Source organism: Bacillus cereus group sp. BfR-BA-01492 (assembly GCF_022662815.1).
GTDB lineage: Bacteria > Bacillota > Bacilli > Bacillales > Bacillaceae_G > Bacillus_A > Bacillus_A cereus_BD.
Window position 1 is genome coordinate 1 of sequence record NZ_JAKUEH010000005.1, and the last position, 25,460, is coordinate 25,460.

Consider the following 25,460-nt stretch of genomic DNA (forward strand, 5'->3'; position numbering starts at 1 on the left):
TGTAAGATTCATTAAAGACATAAAAACAGCCATCCTTTCATGGATATTCCATGAAAGGATGGCTGTTTTTGTTGAAAATTATACATACGTAACCTTAACTTGATGGCTATGATTTAAGAGGGTAGAAATATGGTAAAATAAAGGTATAACTGTATATGGTGCGAAGGTGGGTTTGTTATTATCCCTTCTTTCCATTCGGAAGGAAAGGGGGTGATATAACATGGAATTTTTGTTTGAACTTTTAAAAGAGATTGCCAGAGCGGTTGTTCGTGAAGCTTCAGCATACTTCTTGAAAAAACAACTGCAAAAAAAGGACAACAAAAAACCCACACTTCGCCGTCGCAAGCCTAAGCGTGGGTTTAGAAGAAACTAACTAATAATAACAACCACCTTAGCAGTAGCAGTTATTAAGACGGGATGTTGGTCGCATCCTGTCTTTTTAGTTTATGCAATTGAATTAAGTGCTATACTATATAGTATAATGTAAACATACCACATTTTTATTTTTTGGTCAATGCTTAGCAAAATCAGCGATTAAGTACTACTAGCAAAAAACACACTCCTCTAAATGGTAATTAATTTTAGTCGATCTTCTTCATGTAAACTGCTCCTATAGCTTAACATCTTTATTTTTGTAGTTATTTTTTTACTATAAACCTACTTGTACCACATGCCCCTCAAGATAAACTAATATGAATCGGACTTCACTTAGGATTTTCCCCTACAAGTATAAAATTTCTTTAATCATCAGCACAAGTGTTATGACAGTGATGAAGGATGTCCTTTTTATAAGAATCCAGTTCGAATCGATCGATTATCCCGTAAACGAGGACTTCATTTGACTTTAGATGGTATTCATTTAAATAGTGATGGTGCTTTGTGTGTAGCAGAGGAATATGCATTTATGATAGATCAGCTTTTATTCGATAAAAAATATTACAATCATAAAAATAGTGTTACATTTTTAAATGAAAAGGTGTAATTAATAATATTAAAAGACAAAATGTTGAAAGTTTAATTAAAAATCACTTTGAGTTGATTACCAAATATTATAATGATAGGGAAAAAGAACTAATTCATAGTTTACAATTTGAAAAACTGTGAATTAGTTTGGATTAATTTATTAGGGGGAAGGTATGTATGAAATCAACTGGAATTATCCGAAAAGTGGATGAACTTGGAAGAATTGTTATCCCAAAAGAATTAAGAGACATGTTAGATATTGGCATTAAATCACCGTTGGAAATATTTGTGGAAAATGAAAGAATCGTTTTAAAGAAATATGTGCCTTACAACACTTGTCAAATAACAGGGGAAGTATCGAATGATAATATTTCACTTGCAAATGGTAAAATTATTTTAAGTCCTGAAGGGGCGAAATATTTAATTCAAGAGTTAGAGAATTATTTAGTAAAATAATGCTTTGATTTCCATTGATTCATAGATAAGTATTGTATTTTTAGAAATAAAGTGAGATTATTTTATTATCTCTACATAATAATTAGTATTAAAAGCACCAAAAGTATATATAGATTTCATGATTATCATTTTACATTTTGGTATGCTGTAACTAAATTAGTTTACTGTTTTATACGCTAATAAAACATGGTTTCACTATTTTTAGGAGGTTTTTTCGAATGAAGTTACGTAAGGTGCAAAGTCTGCTACCAATATCTGCAGCAATGATTACATTAATCTCAAATCCAGTAGAAGCAGATGCTTCAACTTATACTGTCAAAAAAAATGATACTCTAAGTGATATAAGTATGCAATATGGAGTATCCGTTCAATCTCTGAAACAAGCTAACAATAAAACAACGTCCCAAATTCATATTGGGGAACGTTTAACGATTCCAGATTCATCAACACAATATCATGCAGCTGAGTCTCATTCAACATATCAAGTAATTTATCAAGTAAAAAGAGGCGATACATTGGCATCTATCGCGCAACAATACAATGTTTCCATCCAATTTCTCAAACAAAATAATCACATAAACGGTGATGAAATTTATGTAGGTCAGCACTTAAAAATTGATACAGGTCTTTCACTACAAGAAGTCGATTTAATGGCCCGTTTAGTAAATGCTGAAGCTGGGGGAGAAGCGCATAAAGGGAAAGTTGCGGTAGCCAAGGTCGTTTTAAATCGTGTTCATGCAAAGGATTTTCCAAACACAATTACAGATGTTATTTATCAACCTATTAAAAATGGTTATGCGTTTACACCAGTTACGGACGGAAGAATTAACCAACCTGCTACACATGAAGCAAAAATGGCAGTGGAAGAAGCACTCACTTCAAAAGGTGAAAATGCTGATTGGTTATATTTTTATAATCCACAAACAGCGACTGATAAATGGATAACAACACGTCAAATCGTTACGCAAATTGGAAATCATGTGTTTGCTAAGTAAAAAATTCATATTGATTTTACCTATATCATACACGATATAAAAGTAATGATACATAACAAAACGCCTACGAATGGTTCATTTCAATCGTAGGCGTTTTGTATGCCTAGTTATATAAAAGGAAGAATCTTGTAAGTAGGATTCATTTTTTATGTTACAATGTAGATAATCAAATAATTCAGAAAAACAGAAAAGTAAGGAGGGCTATTTATGGCTGATAATCAAAACACCGGGAATAAAAAAATTTTTAAAAAGCGTTTTTATAATGTGTTAACCTCTATACCTTTTGTAGTGATTGCTTTAATAACAATATACTCATTAGATTTTGGATTTACTAATTTTCTATTATTAACAGGCATTACAACTATTATTTTAATGATTCAATGTATTTACTATTATGTAGCATGGAAAAATTATAAAAGTGATTTTTAAATATGAAATAGATCTGACTGTGTTGATTTTTTCCAAAAGACATTTAAAGGAAAGCGATATTGTAGCACTACAGATTGATAAGTAATTAACCGCAAATATATGAAAAAAGTAAAGGTTATAGCTTTTACTTTTATACTCCTTCCAACAATTCAAGTTCATTTTCTACAAATAACATCAAATTTTTTATTGTGTCCTCAGAAAAATCAAAGCGGATTCCAGCTGCTTCATACACTTCTTTTAAAGACTTTGAACTACCTAAAGATAAAGCTTTTTTATAGTTTTGTAGTGCTTGCTTTGGATTTTCTTTATATTGTTTATACATGTTTAGTGCACCAAGTTGTGCAATCGCATATTCGATATAATAGAATGGCGATTCAAAAATATGTAGTATAGGCAGCCATTCAGTTGAGATCCAATGTTCGTAGCCATTTATATTTACTACACTTGACTGATGAGTTTTATATAATTTCAAGTACTTGTCATTTCTCTCTTGAATAGTGTGGTTGGGATTTTCATACATCCAGTGTTGAAATTGATCAACGATAACCATTGCTGGTAAATACTTAATAATACTTTCAAAGAAATCTATTTTTGCTTGCTTTAAATCATCTTCATTTGTATAAAGTATATCCCAATAGTTCAATGAAAATAATTCCATTGTCATACTAGCTAATTCAGCAGCTTCCATTGAAATCGTTTGATATTGATTTAACTCTAAATGTTTCATGCATTCATTATGAATACTATGGCCCATTTCATGCAGAAAAGTAAGTGCATCATATTGCGTGTAATTCAAATTCATAAAAATAAAAGATAATTGAGAAACAGGTAAATACTCGCAAAAGCCACCAGCTGCTTTTCCTTTTCGACTTTCCACATCTAATAAATTATTTTTATGCATTCGCTTTAACAAATTCGAAAATGCAGGGTCTAAATCATGCAAAATAAAAGAACTTTTTTCAATTAATTGCTCTTTATTTTTAATAGGTTTTAAAGGCTTTTTATTTGGTGCTACCGCTGCTATATCCCATGGACGAAGGGGATTTACTTCAAGGGCCGCTTTTTGTTTATGAAGTATTTTATCTAGAAGCGGTACAGCATATTTACGGATAGATTCTGCAAGTTTATAGCAATCCTCATGTGTATAATCAAAGCGTTCATATTTTTTAAACATATAATCACGATAATTATTTAATTGAACATTCTTTGCTTTTTGATGCCGAATTGTAATTAGTCCATTAAAAATATTTTGTAATTCCTTTTCGACAGATAAAAACTTTTCTGAAATGAGGTTTTTTGCTCTTTTACGCACAGTTCGATTTGGGTCTTGTAAATAAGACTGTAATTCCGTAATTGTTTTTTCTTTCCCGTTCCATATTTCAGTTAGGCTTCCTGTAATTTCATTGTATTGCGTTACTAATTTATCTTCCTTTACTTCTAGCTCAATGTTTTTTTCGCTAAATAAGGATTGTGCATTTTGAATCTTTTTATCTAGTAGTTCATAAGTATCGGGATTAAGTTGCATCCGAAAAGGTGATGCTAAATATTTCTGATCAAACAAGCTTTGATAACGTTTTAAAAGAGGGCGTACATGTTGCTGGTCATGTTCAAACACATTTTTAATTTCATGATTGTCAGTATTACACTGAAAATCGATATAATGAACTCTTAATTGTTCTTCCATTTCCCATATTAATTTTGACTGCTCTTTTAACCAATTTCTAAGATCTTTCTCTGAAGAAATGGGAGTATCTAATAAAGTAGACAACTCCTGTTCTAATTTTTTTATATTACTTATGTCCATCGTATGAGAATGTGGCATTTATATCCCTCGCTTTTATTTATTCATAGAGATATTCTTCTTTTTTATTTTAATCCCTTTTTTATCCAAACTTTTTTAGTCAAATGCACCGAGAATGATTCCAATTGTGATAGTATGTTAGAAAGAAAATTCCTACAACATAATTGTTAAAAATACTTAAATAGACAAGTCTTTATTGAACTAGCGATGTATTGCTATAACTAGCAGGGAATATCCTCTCGATGTAACATTCGAAAAAGGACAAGCATATACTGTTGATACCCATTAACTTTAGTAACCTTATCTTTCGTTAATAGGGCATCTCACAATCCCTGAAAAAGAGCACTTGCGGAAACAAGTGCTCTTTTCTAAATTTCATTAAAAATGAGGCAGTCAAGATATCCTTTTCGTTTAACATTGAATAACTAATTCACAAATAATTATATTTTGAATCATGAAGTAACAGATAAGCTATACCTGATAAAAAGAAGCATCTACTTCGTTTGTTTTTAAACGAATCAATGAGAAGGTTAATTTACATATGAAGTTGTTAAAAGAAGGATTGGGACAAATTAGCATTCGATAATAAAACGGAAATCTTTTACAATATAGGAGGAGTAGAAAATTTTTATTATATGATTATACATAGTGATGGGAGTGTTATTAGTTGCGAACAAGGAAAGTTTATCTTTATGTATTTAATACAATGTCAGACTGGGAATATGGATATTTAATTGCTGAACTAAACTCAGGAAGGTATTTTAAAAAAGGTTTAGCACCTTTAAAAGTAATCACAGTAGGAGTTAATAAAGAAATAATTACTACAATGGGAGGATTGAGCATAAAACCAGATATTCTTCTTGATAAATGTACTCTTGAGAGTAAAGATCTTTTCATTTTACCTGGGGGGAATACTTGGAGAGAAGAAATTCATCAACCTATCTTAAAAAAAGTTGGCGAAGCTTTAAAGCTTGGTACTATTGTTGCTGCGATTTGTGGTGCAACTGAGGCCCTTGCGAATATGGGATATTTAGATTCTAGAAAGCACACAAGTAATGACTTAGAGTATCTTAAAATGGTTTGTCCTAATTATAAAGGAGAACCATTTTATGAGAAGCGACCTGCGGTATCCGGTGAGAATTTGGTTACTGCATCAGGAGTAGTACCTCTGGAATTTACAATCGAAGTACTGAAAAAATTAGATGTATTTGCACCCGATACGTTACATGCATGGTATAATCTAAATAAGACTCATAACCTTGAATACTTTTTCCAATTAATGAATTCAATAAATAGATAAGTTAAAAAATAGCTAGATTTACATGTAGTGTTTTCAAAATAAACTATTATTAAATAAACATAGAGAATGTGAGAATACAGCGGAAGTTAGGAGTTTAAAAATGTAATTCGACAAATTGTCAATCATATGCTGTAGTCGCAAATAAATCTATTTATAGCACAAAAAGGATAGATCATACAGAACGATTCTCTGTGATCTATCCTTTTCTTTATATAATAAAAGAATTTTAATTCACTTTTTTATGAATCCTCTATAATGACGCTTTACAAGCTGGCTCTCTAATGTTTTCATTGTTTCTAATGCGACACCTACGATAATGAGCAAGCTTGTCCCACCGATTTGTGCAGAAGGTGGTAATGTCGCAATTTTTGAGAAAATGACTGGTAGAATCGAGATAGCACCTAAAAAGATTGCGCCAATGAAAGTTAAGCGGTATAAAATGTTTGTGACATATTGCTCGGTTGCCTTACCAGGACGAATGCCGGGAACATATCCATTTTGTTTTTTTAAGTTCTCTGCCATTTGCTCAGGATTGACTTGAACGAATGCATAGAAATATGTAAATGCAATAATGAGCCCTATGTAAAGAGACATCCCAATTGGATGGGCAGAGTTTAAATTTTCACCTAGCCATTTTGAAACACTTAAATTTGGAAACAACTGCGCGACTGTTTGGGGCATCATTAAAAAGGCAGAAGCAAAGATGACTGGGATGACGCCAGCACTATTTACTTTAAGCGGTAAATGCGTGTTTTTTGCTCCTTGATATTGATTATTGTTTGAAACTGCTTTTGCATATTGAATAGGTATTTTTCGAATTGCTTGCTGGATGTAAATAACGCCGACAACGATTACTAATACAACGAAAGCAATTAATGCTATTTTGACAATATGCATAAAGAGTTGATCGCCAGCATTTTGAAATTGCTGTAAATAAATTTGGTTTACAACGTTTGGAATTGCCGCAACAAGTCCTGCAAAAATCAGTATCGAAATCCCATTTCCAACGCCTTTTGCAGTAATTCGTTCCCCTAACCAAAGTAAAAAAGCGGTACCAGCAGTTAGCACGATTGCGATAAATAGATAAGTCGTCCAACTCGTATTTGTAATTAATTGTCCGCCTGCTATATTGTTAAAGCCAATTGACATGATAATAGCTTGAATAAATGCGAGAATGATTGTAAAGTATCGAGTAAATTGAGCTAGTTTTTTACGGCCCATTTCTCCTTGTTTTGCCCATTCTGTAAATTTAGGTATAATGTCCATCTGTAATAACTGAATGATGATGGATGCTGTAATATACGGTGTAATACCAACAGCGAAGATTGAAAAGTGCTGCAAAGCTCCTCCGCCAAATACATTCAGCATACCTAGTACATTAGCTTGATCTTGTATTTTTAAAACTTCTGCGTTTGTATGAGGAACTGGAATAAACGTACCAATTCGAAAAACAATTAGCATCGCAAGTGTAAAAAAGATTTTTCGCCTTATCTCAGCTACTCTCATGAAATTTGAAATTGTACGAAACATTATGTCGCCTCCTGTATTGTTATCAGCTTTATCAAACTGATTATGATATCCCGGTAAATAAAACCACAAACCTCCTTCCGTTTCATATTCAATTGACAAATGTTGTAGTTTTCCTGGATATAAAAATACAAGGTTTTATATGCGAAACATTTTATTTCGTAGCCATTCAATATTCATAATATACCTAATAAATAAAAAAATGTACATATATTTACAGTAAAAGAATGAAACTTTACATGATTTTAACTTTCCAACGAATCGTTCCATACGATAAGGTGTCTGTTTTATGTTAATATAAGCATGATAAATATCACTGCGAATAAAAAAAGGAGTTTACTATGTCAATTATCGATAAATTAAAGCTTAATAAATACAATAATATGGCGGTTATAAACCAACCAACTGATTATGATGTTTTTACACATCAATCGACTATTTTAAATAAAGCGCATGATGCGATCTTTATTTTCGTAGAAACACTTGATGAAATGGTGGAACAAACCAAGTTTATTATCCATAATGAAGATCTTTTACTTGAGAAGGGGTATTTATTTTTTGCCTATCCGAAAAAGGGGAATACTCGTTATCCGACATTCATTCATCGTGATGAGATGTTTCCTGCATTAAAAGTTGGAGAAGATGGCTATGTCGACAATAGTGATATGAAATTTTCACGTATGGTAAGCATGGATGATGTTTTTACAGTGGTCGGTTTAAAACGTGAAAAGAGAAAGGAAAAGAAAATAGCTGCTTCTAGTCAATGTGTAGATGATTATGTAACTCATATAAAGGATGTTGAAGCGTTATTAGCTGCGTATCCAGAGGAGCTTCGGTTTTATCAAAGTTTAACACCTGGCTATCAAAAAGATTGGGCGCGTTACATCTTTTCTGCTAAGCAACAAAAAACACGTGATAAACGTCAACAACAGATGATAGAAGTTCTTTCACAAGGATATAAAACAATGGATTTATATCGCAGAAAGAAAAAATAAGCTGCTTGTATATAAGAATCATCTCCCTTTAAATCCCCTGTATAATTAGGTTTTAAAAGGAATTTTCATTTCTAGCATATAAGGTTTTGTTAACATTTCAACTCTTTCCTACGAACAAGTTGTTTAGCTTGTACATATTATGAAGTAATTGTATTTAGGAAGGAGATGAAAAGTATGAGTTGGGATAGCTGTAGAGAGCTTTGTAAAGAGTTTGGACGGATTTTAGACGGAAGTACCACGTTTCAAAATGGTGTTTGCGTAGTTCAAAAACAACGGCAGCTCAGTTTCGAGATTTTAGGACGTGAAACTCTTTCCCCTTTAGTTACACCTCAATTTTTTTCTTTTGAGAATATTGATTCAAGAGGAAATGCATTAAATTTAGGTGAAACTGTTGTTTTAGAAAGAGAAATTAATCCTTTATTAACGGAGCTTCGCAAAAGAGATATTATTGTTACAGCGATTCATAACCACTGGTTATTTGACGAACCACGTGCAATGTATATGCATTTTGAGTCTATCGAACCACCATTAGACTTCGCTAGAAAAGTAAGAGCTGCGTTTAGAGTATTAAGAGATGAATGTTAATCTGTTATGAGCTTTAAATAGTATCTTTCATTACCAAAAAGGCAATCGATACAAAATCGGTTGCCTTTTTTATTTCTCGAGGAAAGAAACATAAAAGATTACAACGTAAAGCCGACGCTTTCATCATTTTTATCTGAATCATCTACATTGGTTACGCTAACACCATTAAAGATTGTACATGTATTTCCTACGCTTGAGGAACCAGAACCATGATAACCTTTATCCATTGCTATTGGTTGTATATTGTACTTATCACCTAAATTAAATGTTCCGTTACAATTTTCAATAATGACTCCATCAATCACGGAAGGCATATGATTCACTCCTTTGTATTTTGATATATAAACCACTTTCATGAAACAAATCAAAAGAGTTTTAGTGTATTAGTATGTAAGTAATGTTCATAAATTGCATGATTTTTTATTAGATCCGCCATAAGTTAAAGTATATTCAGTATGTTTTTTTTTGAAATGATGAACTGGACGCAAATAATGAATACCATTCAAGAATGATCAATAGTATACTAAATACAGTTCTAAAAAACGCAGAAATATATTTAGAACTTGTGTATAAACAATAGAACAGAAAAGGTGTTTGAAATGAAATCATATATTGTAGTTGGAGCTGGGATTCTAGGATCATCTACAGCTTATCATCTTGCTAAGGCAGGAGCCCGCGTTACATTAATTGATCGTCAAGATCTAGGACGAGCTACGGATGCGGGAGCGGGGATTGTATGTCCATGGCTTTCACAGCGCCGCAATAAGGCTTGGTATAAAATTGCTAAAGGCGGTGCAAAATACTACACTTCTTTAATTCAGCAATTAGAAGAGGACGGCGAAACAGATACAGGCTATAACCGAGTAGGAGCAATTAGTCTTCATACAGATGCTAAAAAGTTAGATCAAATGGAAGAGCGAGCATATAAACGTCGTGAAGATGCTCCTGAAATTGGAGAAATTACTCGTTTATCAAAAGAAGAAACAAAACAATTATTTCCACTATTATCAGAAGAATATAGCGCTGTACATATAAGCGGGGCTGCAAGAGTGAACGGAAGAGCATTGCGACAGGCCCTTATAAATGCTGGAAAGAAACATGGTGTCACTTTTATCCAAGGAGATGCCGCGTTAATTCATGAAGGGAGTAAAATAAAAGGTGTTACAGTAAATGGCGAGATAATGCTAGCAGATCAAGTCATTATCACTGCAGGTGCATGGGCAAATGAGATTTTAAAACCGTTAGGCGTGAATTTCTTAGTTACATTCCAAAAGGGGCAAATCGTTCATTTACATATGCCAAATACAGATACTGAAAATTGGCCTGTTGTTATGCCGCCAAATGATCAATATATCTTAACGTTTGAGGACGGTCGTATTGTCATTGGTGCAACACATGAAAACGATACAGGGTTTGACTGCCGAGTAACTGCAGGTGGTTTACACGAAGTATTTGATAAAGCTTTATCTGTTGCTCCGGGGTTAGAAAATAGTACAATGATTGAAACGCGCGTTGGATTTAGACCGTTTACACCAGGCTTCTTACCTGTTATTGGCCCGTTACCTAATTTTGAAGGAATTCTTGTTGCAAATGGTTTAGGTGCCTCAGGACTAACCGCTGGACCATATCTCGGTTCCGAACTGGCAAAACTTGCTTTAGGGAAAGAAATAGAATTAGATTTAAGTGATTATGATATAGCGGGAGCGATTGAATCATTATAAAGTAAAAAGATTAGGCATATACACCTAATCTTTTTACTTTTATATAGGAACTATTAAAACAAAATAGCTTTTCTTATATATTTATGCTATTATTTACCTTTATCATAAAAGAGGACGTGAACCAATTTGATTAAAATTGATATACCTGCAGTTGATGTTTCTATTACAGAAAGAAAACAGATTATAAAAGGCGATGAACCAAGAATTACTCCAATGCATGGATTTATTGATTTTCATCTATTCCCAAGGGATAAAGGTGGCATTTTTATGTTTTATAACATTAATGATGAACTTTTGTTTGTTGGGAAAGCAAGAAAAATTAGACAACGTATTAAAAAACATTTTGAAGACAACGTTTCTCCAATGAAAGCACATCGTGATGAAGTATACCGCATTGATGTATGCCTTGTTGAAGATCCAATGGAAAGAGAGATTTACGAAACGTATATCATTAACACACTTCAAGCGAAATATAATGTTGATAAAGTATTTTATAAATAAAATAGCAAACCAAAACATGACCTTAATAAGTACTAGGTCATGTTTTTTATATTGAAATGATTAATAACAAGTAAATCTGAACATATACTGGTACAAGCAAACGAGAAAGGAGACAATCATGAATTGATTAGAAGCTTTTTTTCAATATTTAAAAAAGCATTCTCTTAAATATGTTTTAGGTGGGAAAGGCTTTGGGAGAATAGGAGTGTAAAAATCGATATCGATAAGTTGGAAAAAGGGAATGGAACAGGAAATGAAGCAGGAATCTATTATTAAAAAAAGAATTTATTATATTTGAGTATTTTTGTACATATTCCAGTCGAAAAACATATTTAACACGATAAAGGGGAAATACATAGTGAAAGATTTACGTTATCCAATTGGAGAATTTCATTACGAAGAAACGATTACTAAGGAACAAGTGAAACAATGGATTCAAGAAATCGAAAATTTACCTGCACAGTTAGAAAAAGCAGTTGCAGGTTTACATGCAGATCAGCTAGATACACCATATCGTACAGAAGGATGGACAGTACGACAAGTTGTTCATCATGTTGCTGACAGTCATATGAATGGCTATATGCGATTTAAATTAGCGCTAACTGAACATAATCCAGCAATCAAAACGTATAAAGAAGAGAAATGGGCAGAACTCTCAGATTCAACATTATCAGTTGAGGTCTCTCTCACATTATTAAATGCATTGCACCAAAGATGGGTACATGTATTATATTCGTTATAAACTTCTGATTTAGAAAAAACTTTTCATCATCCAGAGTCTGGAGAGATAAAGCTTGCAGTTGCAATTGGATTATATGCTTGGCATGGCCGACATCATACTGCACACATTACTTCATTAAGAAATCGGTTAGAGTGGTAAGGAAATGATAGCAGTTGAATTTGTTATATCACTTATTTCATACAAAAAGGAGAGTTAAAAATAAGTTCTAACCATCCTTTTTGTATTTTTATAACATTTTGATGTATGTTGTTCCAAAAAATACGGGTTTATACTTTTTGTTTTGCATAAACATACAAATTATCGAGTTGTATATTCTGCTAAGGCCTTTTGAATACTTAAAACACTATCATCATTTTTAAATTCTTTTGTAATAGGTGATTCCATGCTAGATACCCAAATTTTTAGTTCAGCATCTAAATCAAAATGACCGGAAGTTTCAACACTGAATTGTGTAATGCTTTTATACAGGATAGAATGATATTCTGTTTTTTTACCCGTTATACCTTGTTTATCAATTAAAATCATTCGTCGATTTGTAAAGACGATTAAATCACGAATTAATTTATACGCGTGTTCAACGTGCTCATCATGTAGCATAATGTTTTGTAAATCACGCTCTACGTTTTCTATATTTGTATCAGATGCATTTCCTAAAATACCGCTAAATAAACCCATGTAGGATTCCTCCTTTATAATCTATATGTATATTGTACCATGTTATAGATTAGGAGAAACTTACAAAGAAGAACGAGGTCGAATCAAGTTTGCAAAGAAAAGTTAACACTTCATACTAAAACCTTATGTTAAAATAAAGACAAGAAATGAAAATAGAGGTAGGGAAAATGAAAAATATTGGTTTAGTATTAGAAGGCGGAGGAATGAAAGGTTTATATACTGCAGGTGTGCTTGAATATTTTATGGAGAATGCTTTATTTTTTCCCTATGTAGTAGGAGTTTCTGCAGGAGCGTGCATGGGGGCAACATATTTATCAAGGCAAAAAGGGAGAAATAAAAAAGTAAATACAGAATTAGTATGCGACCATCGTTATATATCATATCGAAATTTTATTAAAAAGCGGGAGTTATTTGGTATGGATTTTCTTTTTGATGAAGTACCAAATAAACTTGTACCATTTGATTTTCAAACCTTTATGAATGCAAATGAGCAGTTTGTAATTGGAACGACAGACTGTGAATCCGGACAAGCACTGTATTACAATAAACATGAGCATGGGAATGATATATTAAAAATCATTCGCGCTTCAAGTTCTGTGCCATTTATTGCACCTGCTGTAGATTATGACGGAAAAAAATTGTTAGATGGGGGAATGATCGATCCTATTCCTGTTCGCAAAGCGCAGGAGGATGGATTTCGAAAAAATGTTGTCATCATGACAAAACCAGCAGGATATCGAAAACATCCAAATCTGTTTTCGAAAATGGCGAAATTTTTATATAGAAGCTATCCAAAAGTCGCAAATCTTCTAGCAGAACATTATCAATTATATAATGATACAATTTCTTATATGAATTCTCCTCAACAGAACGTTAACTTTTTTATCATTCAACCAAGCCTTCATCTTCCTGTGAGCGGAATTGAAAGAAATAAAGAAAAGTTGATTCATTTATATAATCTTGGATATGAAGACGCAAAGAGTCATTATAAGCAGTTATTAAACTGGATAGAGAAATGATGATAGAATTGCTACGTATCGATTATTTGATAACAACTTTACCAAGTAAAACAAAAGCCACACAGACAACTCGTTTGCGTGGCTTTTGTTCATAAAATATACAATATTATTAACTTGTTTATATAGGAATTTGTCTATAAATACAAGAAATACCTAGTTAACCTTAAAAAAGAGGACTGCGTTCAATAATATGTCATATCCTTTTTTAAAGGGTGCTAGGAGTTTATTTAAGGTGTGTAAAGATAAAGGGGAACTCAAAACATTATGATGCACGGGATTTGTTTACAATTTGAAGGAGATGCCTAAAACGGATTGGGAATATGATTAAAAAGAAGGGAAGAGGGTAACGATGAGTCAAAAAGACATAGAAAAGGAGTTAAGAAAACAAGAAATTTTGGCAAAGGACGAAAAAGTTTCAGATTTTATTTATGAAGATCATATTAGTTCAATTGTGAAACGAGCGGAAAAGTCAGGAGTTTTTGATGATTTACCTGGAAAAGGAAAGCCGCTTCAAATTGATAAAAGTCTTTCGTATAATCCTGAAAAACAGCTTTATAAAACATTAAAAGACAATCATGTTTTACCTAGATGGATTGAACTTTCAAAGGAAATTGATCATTTAAAAGAAAAGCTAGAAACAATTATGGATTCCAAAGAAGCAGCTAAACTCGTCCGAAAGATTAATAAGAAAATTTTAGAGTATAATTTAATTTGTCCGCCGTCAGCTCAAAAAATGAGAGTGAAATTAGATTTCTAGTTATAACCATATCAATACGATCCATTATTTATTATTCGTTTTAAGAGAATTATTTTTCAAAAAATATAAATTGAATTAAAGGAAATGTATGTTGAGGAAAAATAATTCGTTACAAATGGATTTAAAGCAGAGGAGGAGTGTATAATGAATTTATAGATATAAAGAAAGGAAGTGAGACGAATGAATTTACAGTACGTTATCCAAAATATGAATCAGTATATCGAAAGTGAAGGATTAAAAAGAAGACGTTTGGCCAAGCGTTTAGGGATGTCTGAATCAAATTTTTCAGATTATCTAAACGGAAAAAGAATGAATGGAATTTATGATTTTGCTGCACACTTGGCTGAAGCATTAGGACATGAACATACATTTTTTATGGAAGAGGATTTTCATTATGTTGCTGAAGAGCAAGAAGAACATGCCTTTTTATTTTCAGCAGGAGAAATGCTATCAGAAAGTGGGGAAGAGGGGCTACATCAATTAACAAAGCTTTGTGATCTTATTGAAATTTACAGCAGAGGTGAATCACATGCCTGAGCTTCATTTCACAGATCTCCCTAAAATTATTGAAGAAAATAACATCACGTGAAAGAAATGCGGCTAATTGAGGATGTAGAGCAGCGATATATGAAATATTTACAGCATTTCAAAACGATTTTATATGTCGAAGAACAGCAATTATATGAGTTGCTTAAAGTTGATTTTGATGTTACAGGTGCAAAGCGAGAGTTTTTAGGAGCAAGTGAGCAAGCATTTACTTGTATACAGCCGCTGCGAGACACGGTACGAAAGGCTAGAAGATCATTCCAAAACGCTGAAAATATCATTTTAGATGACTACATTAATTTTTTTGTAAACAAGCATGATAAAAATCGCGGAGAAATCTCTTTACTATGGACCGCATGTGTACTAAATCGTTTACCTGGTACATTTTCGATTACATTTATCGGTATCGATCATGATTTATTCTCCTATGTAGAGCAATCTTGTTTTCAAGTTCAAATTGTGTATTAAAAACTTCCTAATAAGCGGAAGTTTTTTTATGTACCAAACAGGCATTATGTTAACTAGGATAAAATTCACAACAATTAACATATAGAAGACCGAATCAAACAGATTGAATAACAAATATAAATCGACTGAAATACATACAAGTTTCACGATCTTACACATCACTTATAAATAATGTTACGTGTCATTTCTGAAATGCTTTTTTGCAATTGATTCTACGCGGTTTATTTTTATGGACTCAGCCATTTGAAATTTGTACAGAAAATCTTTAAGTGTTTAAACGAAACGTTTCAATATATAAATCAGCATAAAAAGACAATCTCATCGAAAAATCTCTCTTTCGTCTCATTTTGTATAGTTTACTTGTATTTAGAGACATGGAAATACTTTATTTCTATAACTGCCTATAATATATATTATGTCTACTAGAAAAAAGTAATAAACTTATTTATAACAATTATCTTTTCCCCTCGTAATCTAAATTTTTTATTTTCAATCACCGTTAGTTTTGGATGCTTCAATTATTTTTTGAGTAAGCAGATATAATGTACAAATAAAAAATCAGTACGTACGCTAAATAATTAGTCGTGCATACGTACTGATCGAGTTTGTTTTAGTATAAGTTCACAAAAACTATTTTTTTAGTTGGAAAATTTCGTGTTTTCGTTGTAAAAATAATTCTTTGTCGGTATAAATCCATTCCGAGAATTTTTTAATGGTATTTTTACCACTTAAATATATACGATATTGTTTTTCTTTATTAATGAATTTTGGTTGATAATTGTATTCCATAAGAATTTGTTTTAAAGAATTCATAAAGTGATATGAACCACCAACAAAACTTACGAAATGTCTTTGCGGATTTACGTGGCCATCTCCATCAAAATATCCTCTAACGAAATGATGCAGATGCTGTTGTGGGACAAATGGGAATTGTACGTCGTATGATTTACAAGGCGTTATTCCATGTAAGTTCATTAGATCATTTTTCATTATTTTACTATTTAAATTTAACATGTAAACGCCAGTGTTTTTATTTTGGTACAACGGCTGATTTGAATTGAGTTCGATTTTTATATCCTCTAAAATTCTCGATTCTTTTTGAGAAATACTTACGGTTTGATTATCTTTTGTAATGACACCATCTGCAATGAAAAATCCTAATATATACGCCATATTATTAGACCAATTCTTAAAATAATCTTCATTTAAATGATATTTTCGTTTCCAGCTCCCTCTTGCTCTCTTTTCAACATTGTTATCTGTTAAAACCATCCGAACATATCTAGCTGAGACATTAGCTAATTTCGCTATATTTGACGTGCTCTCCCCTTCTAAATATAGCTTAATCATTTCGTCCTTTTCCAGTGTACATTTAGACTTCTTTTTGCTCCTGTCAACCACTTGATTCTCTCCTTTCAATAGATATAACTTAAGTGTGTATCTTCTTCTATATCATATAAAAGAACTGATGTTCTGTCTATTCCAACTATTTAAATTTGAGTGACATTTTTATTCCCTGTAGATCTTTATATCTTCCCTTTTTTCTGCTGCTATCTACTCTTCCTGTGCTGTACATCTGTTCTATTTTTACAGCAACTATGTAGCGTATTTCCTTGAGTTATCTTCTGAGAATTACTTTTAAACTGTTTCATTTATAGAATTTTTAAATTTAACAGAATTATCATCCTTTTCTTCTTGATTTGTATAAATTATATCCTTTAGTATAGATGTATAAATCTTATAAAAAATTAGGAGGGGTATGTGTGTTTTCAAAATAAAAAAGGATTAGTAACTACTTTATTTGCACTAACAATGTTTTCGACAGTAGCATCTGCGGAAGAATTACCTGAGGATCAACAAAAGTGGCAGAAATGGGTTGGTAAACATGCAGTCAAATTACAGGAACCGACTGCTAGTACCACTGAGAATTTGTCATTTTTAAAACAAACTTTACAAGACAAACGTATTGTCTTATTAGGTGAATCTACTCATGGTTCAACCAAAATGAATCAATCTAAGGTTCGGATAATTAAGTATTTGCATGAAGAAATGGGATATGATGTGATTGCGTTTGAATCAGGCTTTACAGAAGTAAATGCTGTGTATCAAAATATAGATGATTTAACAGCTGAGCAGGCGGCTATGAAAAAAGCCATTAATGGAGTATGGCATACAGAAGATCTAGAAGAATTATTTCAATACATAAAAGAACAAAAAGAAAAAGGGCCGCCTCTTATTTTAACGGGATTCGATATAAATATCCCGCGGAGTGCTGCTACTGCTACATTTGCAACTTCTGCAAAGTTATTTGCTTTAGTGCCTATGTATGGCTAAAATTACTCCTTTTCTTCCGCATTTATATTCCCGTTAGCAAATACTCCCCAAATTACTTCTTGCATTTTCTTTTCCCCTATCTTGCAATAGGTTTTATTTTAAGTATATACAAGAAGGATAGTAGTGTCCTATTCAAAAAGGACATCCCCCAAAATGCATCCGTGTATTTATTTAAATTCTCTTATGTTTTTTGTTTTAAATGTTTTTTACAACCTTTCAAAATGATTAATACTATAAAAAATAGTCATACAAGAGGTATGGATAATATAATCCCTATAGTTGCAGCTAAACCGATTTGCCATATTTCTAATTTCATTGGTATGGAATATAGAGATATACCTAGTATTAAAAAGAATATCGGAAATAATATACGTCTACCCTTTCGCTTAATCGGTCGATTCATGGTACCACCTGATATTGATAATAAACCTATAATTTTGCAAAACAAACAATTTGATCACTGGAATACTGTATGCCGCAATGTGTTATTTAGATGCATAACAAAACTATCTAATAAAATATGAGAAATTTCCGCTTTACGATTTTTTTAGAATATTAAAGTTGTTTAATTTCGGAAAGCGAATAGTTACACATTGCCGTCTTTTTTAATTATTTATTTTAGCCAATATAAATTTAACAAAGTTTGTTTTATCATCTGCATATTTATGTTTGTCATTGGGATTAGCCTGTGAAAGTTGAATCTTTAACTGTTCATACTCAATCCGAGAAGTTTTATTATTTTTTAAGTAATCTCTAAAACACAATTGTTCCATTAAATACTTATTACCCTCTTCATACATATGAATTTGATGTGTTCTCGGTTCTCCCTTATTAAAGTAATATCTTTCAGGTAATACATCTTTTCTATACTTATAATTTAACTGTTCTAACTTAGCAATACATTTCACGCTATTTTTACTCAAGTTCTCAAGCAGGAAAAAAAGTTTTTGAAAAGGAGGTATTAAAATGAAAAAATATTCTTTGGTTTAGTCGGTGTAATTACTGTTTTGACTTTAATGTTTGGTGCTCAATCCCCTGTGGAAACGCAAAAAGCTATTGATGCTGTTCAATACGCACATGGGAATCATGGTGGTTAAAATCTTATGTTGTTTAATCCAGAATAACTACTGTTTTATACAAAGAGAAGAAATTTTTCTTCTCTTTGTATCTTTAGAATAAAAAATGATAGACTACAAGTTTTCTGAAGGATCATTTTTTCAGATTATCCCCTCCTCCCTCAACTTTAAATAACCAATCCACGTTCCAACATGAGAATGTAAGAAGGAACTCATTTTGAAGTTTGATTTCAAAAAAACTCAGCGCTATATTGTAACACTGAGTTTTAACGTATGAATGTAGTTAAACTTTCACGAGTGATGTTCAATTCAAGTTATAATATTTTCTTTTTATATGTAATATCATAGTTGTTCTTTTTCTTTCTCCCCTTGTTCTGCATTCCCATAAGTGAAAACTTCAGCAACAAATTCGCATAAACCAATGACTACTTCTCCGATTACTTCATCCATATGTATCTCCCCTTTTTGTAAATTATAATTTCATTATATGAAGGATGATTTATTTATACGATCGAAGAAGATGACATAAACATGACAAATTTGTAAGGATATCATTTGCTTCTAAAGTGTATGGAATTTAGGTGGATAATTAAAATGAAAAAAAATCTATTTAAAATAGCCCTCGCTCAAAAGGGCTATTTTAAATAGAAAATTATGCTGGTTTTCGATAAAACTTTTGCACCTCTTTTTTCTTCTTTTGAGTGGGAGGGCGAATGAAAATAGCGATAATAAAAGAAAGAATAGAAAGAATCCCAATTGTAATAAAAGTTGGCTGAAACCCACCTAGTAAAGCGCCGATAAATGAACCAGCAAGTGCCCCGAACCCAAATCCTTGATAAACAATTCCGTAATTTGTACTATGGTGTTTCAAGCCAAAAAAATCTCCTACGATAGCTGGAAAGATAGTAATATTTCCTCCGAAACAAAAAGCTACACTTGCTACACATGCAAAATAAATTGGGTAATTTAAATGCATAAAACTTAGAACAAAAACAGATAATCCAATGATTACAAACGTAACTGAAACGATTTTTAATCTGCCGATTTTATCAGATAACGTTCCGAGAATAATTCTGCCCACTGTATTAAAAATAGCAATCATAGCAACGGCATTTGCGGCAGTTGCAGCGCTAAGTCCTACAAGCTGAACACCGATATCCTTTACCATCCCGATTAAATATAACCCACTCATACAGGACGTAAATAACATAAAAAATAAAAGATATCCTTGATTTGTACGTAACATTTCCTTAGGTGTGTAGTTATTGTTCGCAGTTTGAGTAATCGTCTCATTCGTAGGTGCTTCATGTAAAAAGAAAGATCCTGCTAAAATGAAAAGTAAAACAATCATGCCCCAGTATAAAAAAGCCTGTGATACACCAACTGTATCGATTAGCTTAACGTTTACATATTTAAAAATTAAACTTCCCATTCCGTAAGCTGAAACAGATATCCCTGAGATGAGACCTTTGCGATTTGGAAACCATTTTATTAAATTTGATAATGATGTAATGTATGCAGTCCCGTCTGCATAACCGACCACTACACCAGCTAATATATAGAGTAAAAATAAAGAAGAAATTTGGGAACTGAGTATCAATCCTAACCCAAGAATAATTCCTGAAATTGCAATTAATTTGCGAAGTCCTATTTTTTGTTGCAATTTACCTGCAAATAAGGTTGAAAATGATAATGAAAAGCTGGTAATAGAAAAAGTAACTGCTACAGCATGAAGTGGCCAACCGAATTCATCTACTAAAGGTTGATTAAATAAACTCCATGTATAAATTGTGCCGAGGCCAATTTGTACCACGATTGTACCTAGGACAATAAGCCATGGGTTAATCGTTGTTTGTTTCATGCTAACTGTCCCTTCTTTTAGTGATATGTTTTTCACGGTTTAGTTTTAATATATCCATGTTCAGTTGTGAGATACGAACAGAAAGATGGAAATTATATTGTGTAAAAACAGACAAAAAGACGCTCCATTGTAGGAAACGTCTTTTTGTAGATTATATACGGTTGTTGAAAAAAGTTTGTTAAGATAAGGCATCTTCAAATGCTTATGTATATATCGTATCAAACCATTTTGTAATTGTTATAGGGCTTAAGATGTATATTTCATTCCTGAAAAAGTCGGATATTTAGTATTCAATCTCCTCATAATCTTTCGGATGAGGAACAGTCTGCATATTTGCAGCATCTTTTGGATCACTATAAACTGCGTTTTGTTCCGTACTTATTTCTTTTGTAACAAGTTCTTTTTTCTTTTTATTTGGCTGTTTCTTCATGAAATTCAACTCCTTTATATCTCTTATATCTCTTTATAAGTAGCTATACCCTAATTTTGTTGAATTTACTAATGATAAATTTCATGATATATGTGTAAAATAAGGAAAGAAAAGTATTTTACATATGTTTCACTTTTCTTTCCTATGACTGAATCCATACAGATTAGAAATTAAATGAAAAACCACCAGTTCCAGCAATTAAAACAACCGAAACAACCAAAGCATCCGAAACAACGTCCGCCGCAGCGACCGCAACCTCCACAACGCCCACACCCGCCGCAGCGACGAGCATCCTCTTGCATATAATAATATGGATATTGATTTTGTTGATCCCAATACACTACATTACCAGGTTGATAATCGTTAAGACTTAACGATTGCAGTTCTTGTTGAAACTCATTCATATCGACGCCCTCCATTTATTCATTAAAAATTTAGCTATGCCGCTTTCTATTTTTTTTCGGCTCAATAGGACTGATTTATAAACTTTATTTCAATACGTACACCAACAAAATATGACCTATCAGTAGGTGATGTACCTTGTTTAGATGCCTATTTTTCATAGTTATTTTAATAAACTAATTTGAAATAAATGGAGTTACTATTCCTAAAGATATCTCGGATAATGTGTCATCGATATACTCCTAATCGTTTGTTTTTATATATCGTATCGTTTAAGATTTGTTTGATAAAATCTGTTTTCCCTTCACAATAACCATCTATGTTATAACAATAGATGCTAGACTGATACTTTAGTTTTTCATATTCTTTTCGCGCTCGTTCATTAGCAGATAAATAATCCCGCAGTGCAATGTGTTCTAAATATCCTTTCCCATCCTGTGGGCAAACGTAAAGGTGATACTTCATTCCACTCTCGTCATCTTTTCTTTGAAAAGCTTCACGCCCTTCCACCCCTAAATTCCCTTGATGTCTATACCCTTCTTTTTCTAATCGATCGATAATGTTTGGTAGTAGCTCGTTACTTTCAATAACAACATCAATATCAAGAATCGGTTTAGCAGCTAAGCCTTCTACTGAAGTACTCCCTACATGTTCAATTCTTAAAATGAGATTCCCAATATATCTTTCAAGCATCTTTTTTATTTTTTGAAACTCATCTTTCCATTTCGGTTATACGGGACAACTTCTATTTTTCTTTTTTCAGGTATCATTATCAGCTTCCTTCTCTCTCTTTTTCATAAACCTTCTTTCAATATCTCTATTTCGGCTCAATATACTCAAATATATTTCCATCTGGATGGCGTGCAATCATTTTTACTCCCGTTGGAACTGAAATAGGTTCTGTAAGAATGTTACCTCCGTGTTTTACAATAAATTGTTTAGCAAATTGAATGGTATCTGTCACGAGCGTTGCTGCAACATGACGTGTCGCTATGTGATTTTCATCTACAATCAATAATAAATTAGAGAATCTAACTACTTTTGTTTCATGTACTTGAAATTCATGAGGCTGTTCTTGTTTTAATAAAGATTTGTAGAAATCAAGATGCGGTTGCAAGTTAGAAATATATATACGGGGTATAGCAGTTAATATATTCATATCGTTCCCTCTTTTCATAAGTATATATAGAAAAAAGTATTCTATTTGCTAGAATATACAGAAAATACTTTTTGTAAATTTTAACAAATACATCTCATGATAGCAACGCTTTGTGTAATTTTAAAAAGATATGAAAATTTCCTTGTTTCTAAAAAGTGTTTTCTTTTCCCCGTATACTTCCATTAGAATACCGCTTCATTTTTTCAAAACTAATGAAATTAATTTGTAAATACGATAAGATTGTCGAAATGAAAAAAGTGGTATATAATAAGCAGTAACATTACTAGTAATTATTTTAGGTATTCCTAGAATAAAGGAGCGATACATATGAAAATTACTATTTATTTCGGAAGTCATGAAGATCAAGATGTACGTACAATGGATTGTCATTTAGATGTAGACGATGCAGAAGAACTTGTCTCTGTTTCATAATATAAATTGAACATAAATAAGGAAGGAGCCTCTTCCCTATTGCATGTAGACACCTTTTTATAGGTGTCTTTTTTGTTGTTTTTCGGCGGAAAATCCTTTACTTTAGCGCAATAAAATAGTAAAATATAAATATACGAACAAACGTTCTTATTATTTTATTTGTACTTGAAGGGATGATTTTTGCAATGGCTCAAAAAAAGCGCAGAGGAAGAAAAAAGCATACACCCACTATCTCAAATACAGGCTTTATTGGCTCTGTCTTTATTGATACATTGGAATTACAAAAAAAATCTTATTACTTCGCCCGAAAAAAGTTGCAAATTGTCCATCACGTATTAGATGGTCTTGCTGAAGCAACAAGTTCTCTATTTCATGAGCATGAAGTTGCAGCATATATGTCTTGCGTATATTTACATAAACAAAAGAAAATCGGTTTCGTTCTTTCTACAAAGCCGTTTGAACAAACCGATGGTATTGCTTATTTTAAAAATTATTTAATCGAAAAGAATTTTTATGGCAAAACGGATCAAGAAGTGGAATACCAAGAAGTATTTAATACAGGTTTTATCGGTGTTGTATTTGCAGATTTATCTAGTATTGATCGCCTCAACTTTGAATTTGAAATGAATATGCTATTTAAACTTATGAAAGATATGATTATTCCGGTTAAAGAACTTTTCTTACGCCATAACATTCCGGCTTATATTTCGACATCTCATTTAGAGGATCAAAACAAGGTAGGATTTGTTTTATCTATCAAACCTTATGATGAACGAGCAGAAGCGGATTTATATTTTGAAACATACTTAAAAGAACGCGGTTTATTTACCGGGGATGAAGAAGATGAAATAGATAAGATTGTGATTCGAAAGAAAGTCGAACTCCTATAACAAAAGCACGGGATGAATAGAAATCCTGTGCTTTTTCAAATGTATTAATACGGATCTGCTTCATGCCTTTTTTCTATTACAATTTTAGCTACTTGCTATCCCCCCTCTATTTCCAAGTAGCTTTTAACTGGCTCTATCTTTTATGGCATTTGTTATCCCCTCTCTTAAGTATCGTCCCTATTCTTCAGCAAAAGCAATCATTCTATTTTGAATTCTTTTATCGTATTTTGCAAGATCTGATACAAGGTTAGAAATCCATTCTTCAAATTTATGATATGTTTCCCCTGCCTGTTTTGTATTACTTTGCCAATCAATCGATTCATGTACTGAATTCCCTTAAACAAGAGATTTATCCGAAATTTTCATTTTCTAAAATAACAACAGAATCATTTGTCATGTTTCCGGCTTCTTTCGTATAAGCAACGAGCCTTTGTATATTATCACAACAAAGTTTTGCTCCCCATACAAGTAATGGGACGCCTATAAAATCAATATGTAACCTTCTTGAAAATAAGCCCCCGAATGTCATTGGTAAAGGTACAGTTGGTGATGTATTCGAAAAGATAATTTTTTCGTTATTTTGGTATTGTTGTTGAAGAATCTCCGCCAAATGCTTCATTGCGGGTACGACTACTTTGGATGCTCCGTGACCAACTGTATAAACAGGATTTCCTAGCTCGTCTCTCCCGCGAAAAATAATCTTCCCCATATCTGAAGTTTTTAGTTTGTTGAAATACGCTACATTTAAAATTTCTTCTTTTGTTAGTTTTCGATCAGTTGGTAGTTGCTTTAAGTGATACGCTGCAGCAAGCGAAGTTGTATGTGTCCCACCAAAATCTGTATAAATAAAAATCATTTGCATCATCCTTTATTGTAATTGTTCACTGTATATTAGTATCACCGAATTTAACATTTACTAATCAGAAGATTTTCATATTTGAAGAACATGGAAAGTGTACGCAGCATATTCATTCTGTTATTCTTTCTAGTTTGCAGAGGGAATTTAAAGATGATATGAAAAAATAATGGATTTCTATATAAGTGCTTAATACCCAATTGTAACTTTTATAAAAAGGCTGCATATAGTTAAAAAGACACTTTTCTAAAAAGGAGCTGATTCAATTGTTACAGGCCCTTCTTGTTTTTTCTGCCCTTTCTTTTTTATTTATTCTAGGAGGATTTATTCTCTTGTTACAACAGCAAAAAGAAATCCAAAATATAAAAAATATGTTAAATGAACAACAAAATACTACGAACAACGCATCGGGAAATGGGACACCTGTTAAGCTAGATATGAATGTTTTAAATAGCCTTCTCAGCGCTAGTTTATCTAAAGATTTGAACGTAACAAGCAATCATAAGGAAGAATCTAGAGAATAACCTCTATGTCCTCGTT

Annotated in this window: 28 protein-coding genes and 3 pseudogenes; 18 read left to right on the forward strand and 13 right to left on the reverse strand. The window is 32.2% G+C overall.

Annotated elements, in window-relative coordinates; translation table 11 throughout:
- Positions 1–220: 220 nt before the first annotated feature.
- The 5 genes from MR063_RS08305 (at position 221) to MR063_RS08325 (ending at position 2,843) form a co-directional block, all read left to right on the forward strand.
- Complete coding sequence (locus MR063_RS08305; RefSeq protein ID WP_242196305.1) at positions 221–373, forward strand: hypothetical protein; 153 nt, start codon at positions 221–223, stop codon at positions 371–373.
- Between the two features lie 465 nt (positions 374–838).
- A complete protein-coding gene (locus MR063_RS08310) occupies positions 839–982 on the forward strand; it encodes a hypothetical protein (protein ID WP_242196308.1) in 144 nt (47 codons plus the stop codon).
- Between the two features lie 158 nt (positions 983–1,140).
- On the forward strand, positions 1,141–1,419 hold the full coding sequence (locus MR063_RS08315) for an AbrB/MazE/SpoVT family DNA-binding domain-containing protein (protein WP_012094321.1): 279 nt from the start codon (positions 1,141–1,143) through the stop codon (positions 1,417–1,419).
- 218 nt (positions 1,420–1,637) lie between these two features.
- The gene (locus MR063_RS08320; RefSeq protein WP_242196311.1) at positions 1,638–2,414 is read left to right on the forward strand and encodes a cell wall hydrolase; all 777 of its coding nucleotides are present in this window, start codon (positions 1,638–1,640) and stop codon (positions 2,412–2,414) included.
- A gap of 207 nt (positions 2,415–2,621) precedes the next feature.
- Positions 2,622–2,843: a hypothetical protein gene (locus MR063_RS08325; protein WP_242196314.1), complete on the forward strand. Its 222-nt coding sequence runs from the start codon at positions 2,622–2,624 to the stop codon at positions 2,841–2,843.
- Positions 2,844–2,973: 130 nt separating this feature from the next.
- On the opposite strand, the gene MR063_RS08330 is transcribed toward MR063_RS08325, so the two are convergent.
- Positions 2,974–4,665 (reverse strand): M3 family oligoendopeptidase, encoded by a 1,692-nt coding sequence (locus MR063_RS08330; RefSeq protein WP_242196317.1) that lies wholly within the window; start codon positions 4,663–4,665, stop codon positions 2,974–2,976.
- Between the two features lie 646 nt (positions 4,666–5,311).
- On the opposite strand from MR063_RS08330, the gene MR063_RS08335 reads away from it, so the two are divergent.
- Entirely contained in the window at positions 5,312–5,944 is a 633-nt protein-coding gene (locus tag MR063_RS08335) for a type 1 glutamine amidotransferase family protein (RefSeq protein ID WP_242196320.1), read from the forward strand.
- A gap of 231 nt (positions 5,945–6,175) precedes the next feature.
- On the opposite strand, the gene secY is transcribed toward MR063_RS08335, so the two are convergent.
- Positions 6,176–7,474 (reverse strand): preprotein translocase subunit SecY, encoded by a 1,299-nt coding sequence (gene secY / locus MR063_RS08340; RefSeq protein WP_242196323.1) that lies wholly within the window; start codon positions 7,472–7,474, stop codon positions 6,176–6,178.
- A 338-nt stretch (positions 7,475–7,812) separates the two neighbouring features.
- Here secY and MR063_RS08345 point away from each other — a divergent pair, with 338 nt between their 5' ends.
- Both MR063_RS08345 and MR063_RS08350 read left to right on the forward strand, forming a co-directional pair.
- Complete coding sequence (locus MR063_RS08345) at positions 7,813–8,466, forward strand: YdeI/OmpD-associated family protein (RefSeq protein WP_242196326.1); 654 nt, start codon at positions 7,813–7,815, stop codon at positions 8,464–8,466.
- A gap of 174 nt (positions 8,467–8,640) precedes the next feature.
- Positions 8,641–9,051: a DUF1259 domain-containing protein gene (locus MR063_RS08350; protein ID WP_242196329.1), complete on the forward strand. Its 411-nt coding sequence runs from the start codon at positions 8,641–8,643 to the stop codon at positions 9,049–9,051.
- A gap of 98 nt (positions 9,052–9,149) precedes the next feature.
- Here MR063_RS08350 and MR063_RS08355 read toward each other — a convergent pair whose 3' ends face one another.
- Positions 9,150–9,365 (reverse strand): spore germination protein, encoded by a 216-nt coding sequence (locus MR063_RS08355; RefSeq protein WP_242196332.1) that lies wholly within the window; start codon positions 9,363–9,365, stop codon positions 9,150–9,152.
- A gap of 285 nt (positions 9,366–9,650) precedes the next feature.
- Here MR063_RS08355 and MR063_RS08360 point away from each other — a divergent pair, with 285 nt between their 5' ends.
- From MR063_RS08360 to MR063_RS08370, 3 genes and pseudogenes are all read left to right on the forward strand, one after another.
- A complete protein-coding gene (locus MR063_RS08360; RefSeq protein WP_242196337.1) occupies positions 9,651–10,772 on the forward strand; it encodes an NAD(P)/FAD-dependent oxidoreductase in 1,122 nt (373 codons plus the stop codon).
- Between the two features lie 126 nt (positions 10,773–10,898).
- Positions 10,899–11,273: a nucleotide excision repair endonuclease gene (locus tag MR063_RS08365; protein ID WP_242196341.1), complete on the forward strand. Its 375-nt coding sequence runs from the start codon at positions 10,899–10,901 to the stop codon at positions 11,271–11,273.
- A 358-nt stretch (positions 11,274–11,631) separates the two neighbouring features.
- Positions 11,632–12,153 (forward strand): annotated as a pseudogene (locus MR063_RS08370) (YfiT family bacillithiol transferase).
- 159 nt (positions 12,154–12,312) lie between these two features.
- On the opposite strand, the gene MR063_RS08375 reads toward MR063_RS08370, so the two are convergent.
- Positions 12,313–12,690: a PH domain-containing protein gene (locus MR063_RS08375; protein WP_242196344.1), complete on the reverse strand. Its 378-nt coding sequence runs from the start codon at positions 12,688–12,690 to the stop codon at positions 12,313–12,315.
- A 167-nt stretch (positions 12,691–12,857) separates the two neighbouring features.
- Between MR063_RS08375 and MR063_RS08380 the strand changes: the two genes are divergently transcribed.
- The 4 genes from MR063_RS08380 (at position 12,858) to MR063_RS08395 (ending at position 15,480) form a co-directional block, all read left to right on the forward strand.
- Positions 12,858–13,709 carry a patatin-like phospholipase family protein gene (locus MR063_RS08380; RefSeq protein WP_242196347.1) on the forward strand — a complete coding sequence of 284 codons (852 nt, stop codon included), beginning with the start codon at positions 12,858–12,860 and terminating at the stop codon, positions 13,707–13,709.
- 349 nt (positions 13,710–14,058) lie between these two features.
- Complete coding sequence (locus MR063_RS08385) at positions 14,059–14,466, forward strand: DnaJ family domain-containing protein (protein WP_242196352.1); 408 nt, start codon at positions 14,059–14,061, stop codon at positions 14,464–14,466.
- Positions 14,467–14,646: 180 nt separating this feature from the next.
- Entirely contained in the window at positions 14,647–15,003 is a 357-nt protein-coding gene (locus tag MR063_RS08390; RefSeq protein WP_242196356.1) for a transcriptional regulator, read from the forward strand.
- 57 nt (positions 15,004–15,060) lie between these two features.
- Positions 15,061–15,480 (forward strand): hypothetical protein, encoded by a 420-nt coding sequence (locus MR063_RS08395; protein WP_242196359.1) that lies wholly within the window; start codon positions 15,061–15,063, stop codon positions 15,478–15,480.
- A gap of 630 nt (positions 15,481–16,110) precedes the next feature.
- On the opposite strand, the gene MR063_RS08400 is transcribed toward MR063_RS08395, so the two are convergent.
- The gene (locus tag MR063_RS08400; RefSeq protein ID WP_242196362.1) at positions 16,111–16,830 is read right to left on the reverse strand and encodes an LAGLIDADG family homing endonuclease; all 720 of its coding nucleotides are present in this window, start codon (positions 16,828–16,830) and stop codon (positions 16,111–16,113) included.
- Between the two features lie 462 nt (positions 16,831–17,292).
- On the opposite strand from MR063_RS08400, the pseudogene MR063_RS21960 reads away from it, so the two are divergent.
- Positions 17,293–17,772 (forward strand): annotated as a pseudogene (locus MR063_RS21960) (erythromycin esterase family protein); the annotation flags it as partial.
- A gap of 286 nt (positions 17,773–18,058) precedes the next feature.
- Here MR063_RS21960 and MR063_RS08410 read toward each other — a convergent pair.
- From MR063_RS08410 to MR063_RS08440, 7 genes and pseudogenes are all read right to left on the reverse strand, one after another.
- Positions 18,059–18,217: a CcdC protein domain-containing protein gene (locus MR063_RS08410; RefSeq protein ID WP_242196368.1), complete on the reverse strand. Its 159-nt coding sequence runs from the start codon at positions 18,215–18,217 to the stop codon at positions 18,059–18,061.
- Between the two features lie 202 nt (positions 18,218–18,419).
- Positions 18,420–18,734, reverse strand: a pseudogene (locus MR063_RS08415) (GrpB family protein); the annotation flags it as partial.
- A gap of 808 nt (positions 18,735–19,542) precedes the next feature.
- Positions 19,543–20,751 (reverse strand): L-lactate MFS transporter, encoded by a 1,209-nt coding sequence (locus MR063_RS08420; protein ID WP_242196371.1) that lies wholly within the window; start codon positions 20,749–20,751, stop codon positions 19,543–19,545.
- A 283-nt stretch (positions 20,752–21,034) separates the two neighbouring features.
- Positions 21,035–21,181, reverse strand: a complete 147-nt coding sequence (locus tag MR063_RS08425; protein ID WP_012094341.1) for a hypothetical protein — start codon at positions 21,179–21,181, stop codon at positions 21,035–21,037.
- Positions 21,182–21,351: 170 nt separating this feature from the next.
- On the reverse strand, positions 21,352–21,600 hold the full coding sequence (locus MR063_RS08430; RefSeq protein ID WP_242143042.1) for a heterocycloanthracin/sonorensin family bacteriocin: 249 nt from the start codon (positions 21,598–21,600) through the stop codon (positions 21,352–21,354).
- A 211-nt stretch (positions 21,601–21,811) separates the two neighbouring features.
- Positions 21,812–22,276 carry a GrpB family protein gene (locus tag MR063_RS08435; RefSeq protein WP_242196374.1) on the reverse strand — a complete coding sequence of 155 codons (465 nt, stop codon included), beginning with the start codon at positions 22,274–22,276 and terminating at the stop codon, positions 21,812–21,814.
- 124 nt (positions 22,277–22,400) lie between these two features.
- Complete coding sequence (locus MR063_RS08440; RefSeq protein WP_242196377.1) at positions 22,401–22,742, reverse strand: VOC family protein; 342 nt, start codon at positions 22,740–22,742, stop codon at positions 22,401–22,403.
- A 617-nt stretch (positions 22,743–23,359) separates the two neighbouring features.
- Between MR063_RS08440 and MR063_RS08445 the strand changes: the two genes are divergently transcribed.
- A complete protein-coding gene (locus MR063_RS08445; RefSeq protein ID WP_242196381.1) occupies positions 23,360–24,064 on the forward strand; it encodes a hypothetical protein in 705 nt (234 codons plus the stop codon).
- Between the two features lie 349 nt (positions 24,065–24,413).
- On the opposite strand, the gene MR063_RS08450 is transcribed toward MR063_RS08445, so the two are convergent.
- Positions 24,414–24,920 carry a DUF3189 family protein gene (locus tag MR063_RS08450; protein WP_242196385.1) on the reverse strand — a complete coding sequence of 169 codons (507 nt, stop codon included), beginning with the start codon at positions 24,918–24,920 and terminating at the stop codon, positions 24,414–24,416.
- A gap of 332 nt (positions 24,921–25,252) precedes the next feature.
- On the opposite strand from MR063_RS08450, the gene MR063_RS08455 reads away from it, so the two are divergent.
- Entirely contained in the window at positions 25,253–25,444 is a 192-nt protein-coding gene (locus MR063_RS08455; protein ID WP_242196388.1) for a hypothetical protein, read from the forward strand.
- The last annotated feature ends 16 nt before the right edge of the window (positions 25,445–25,460 follow it).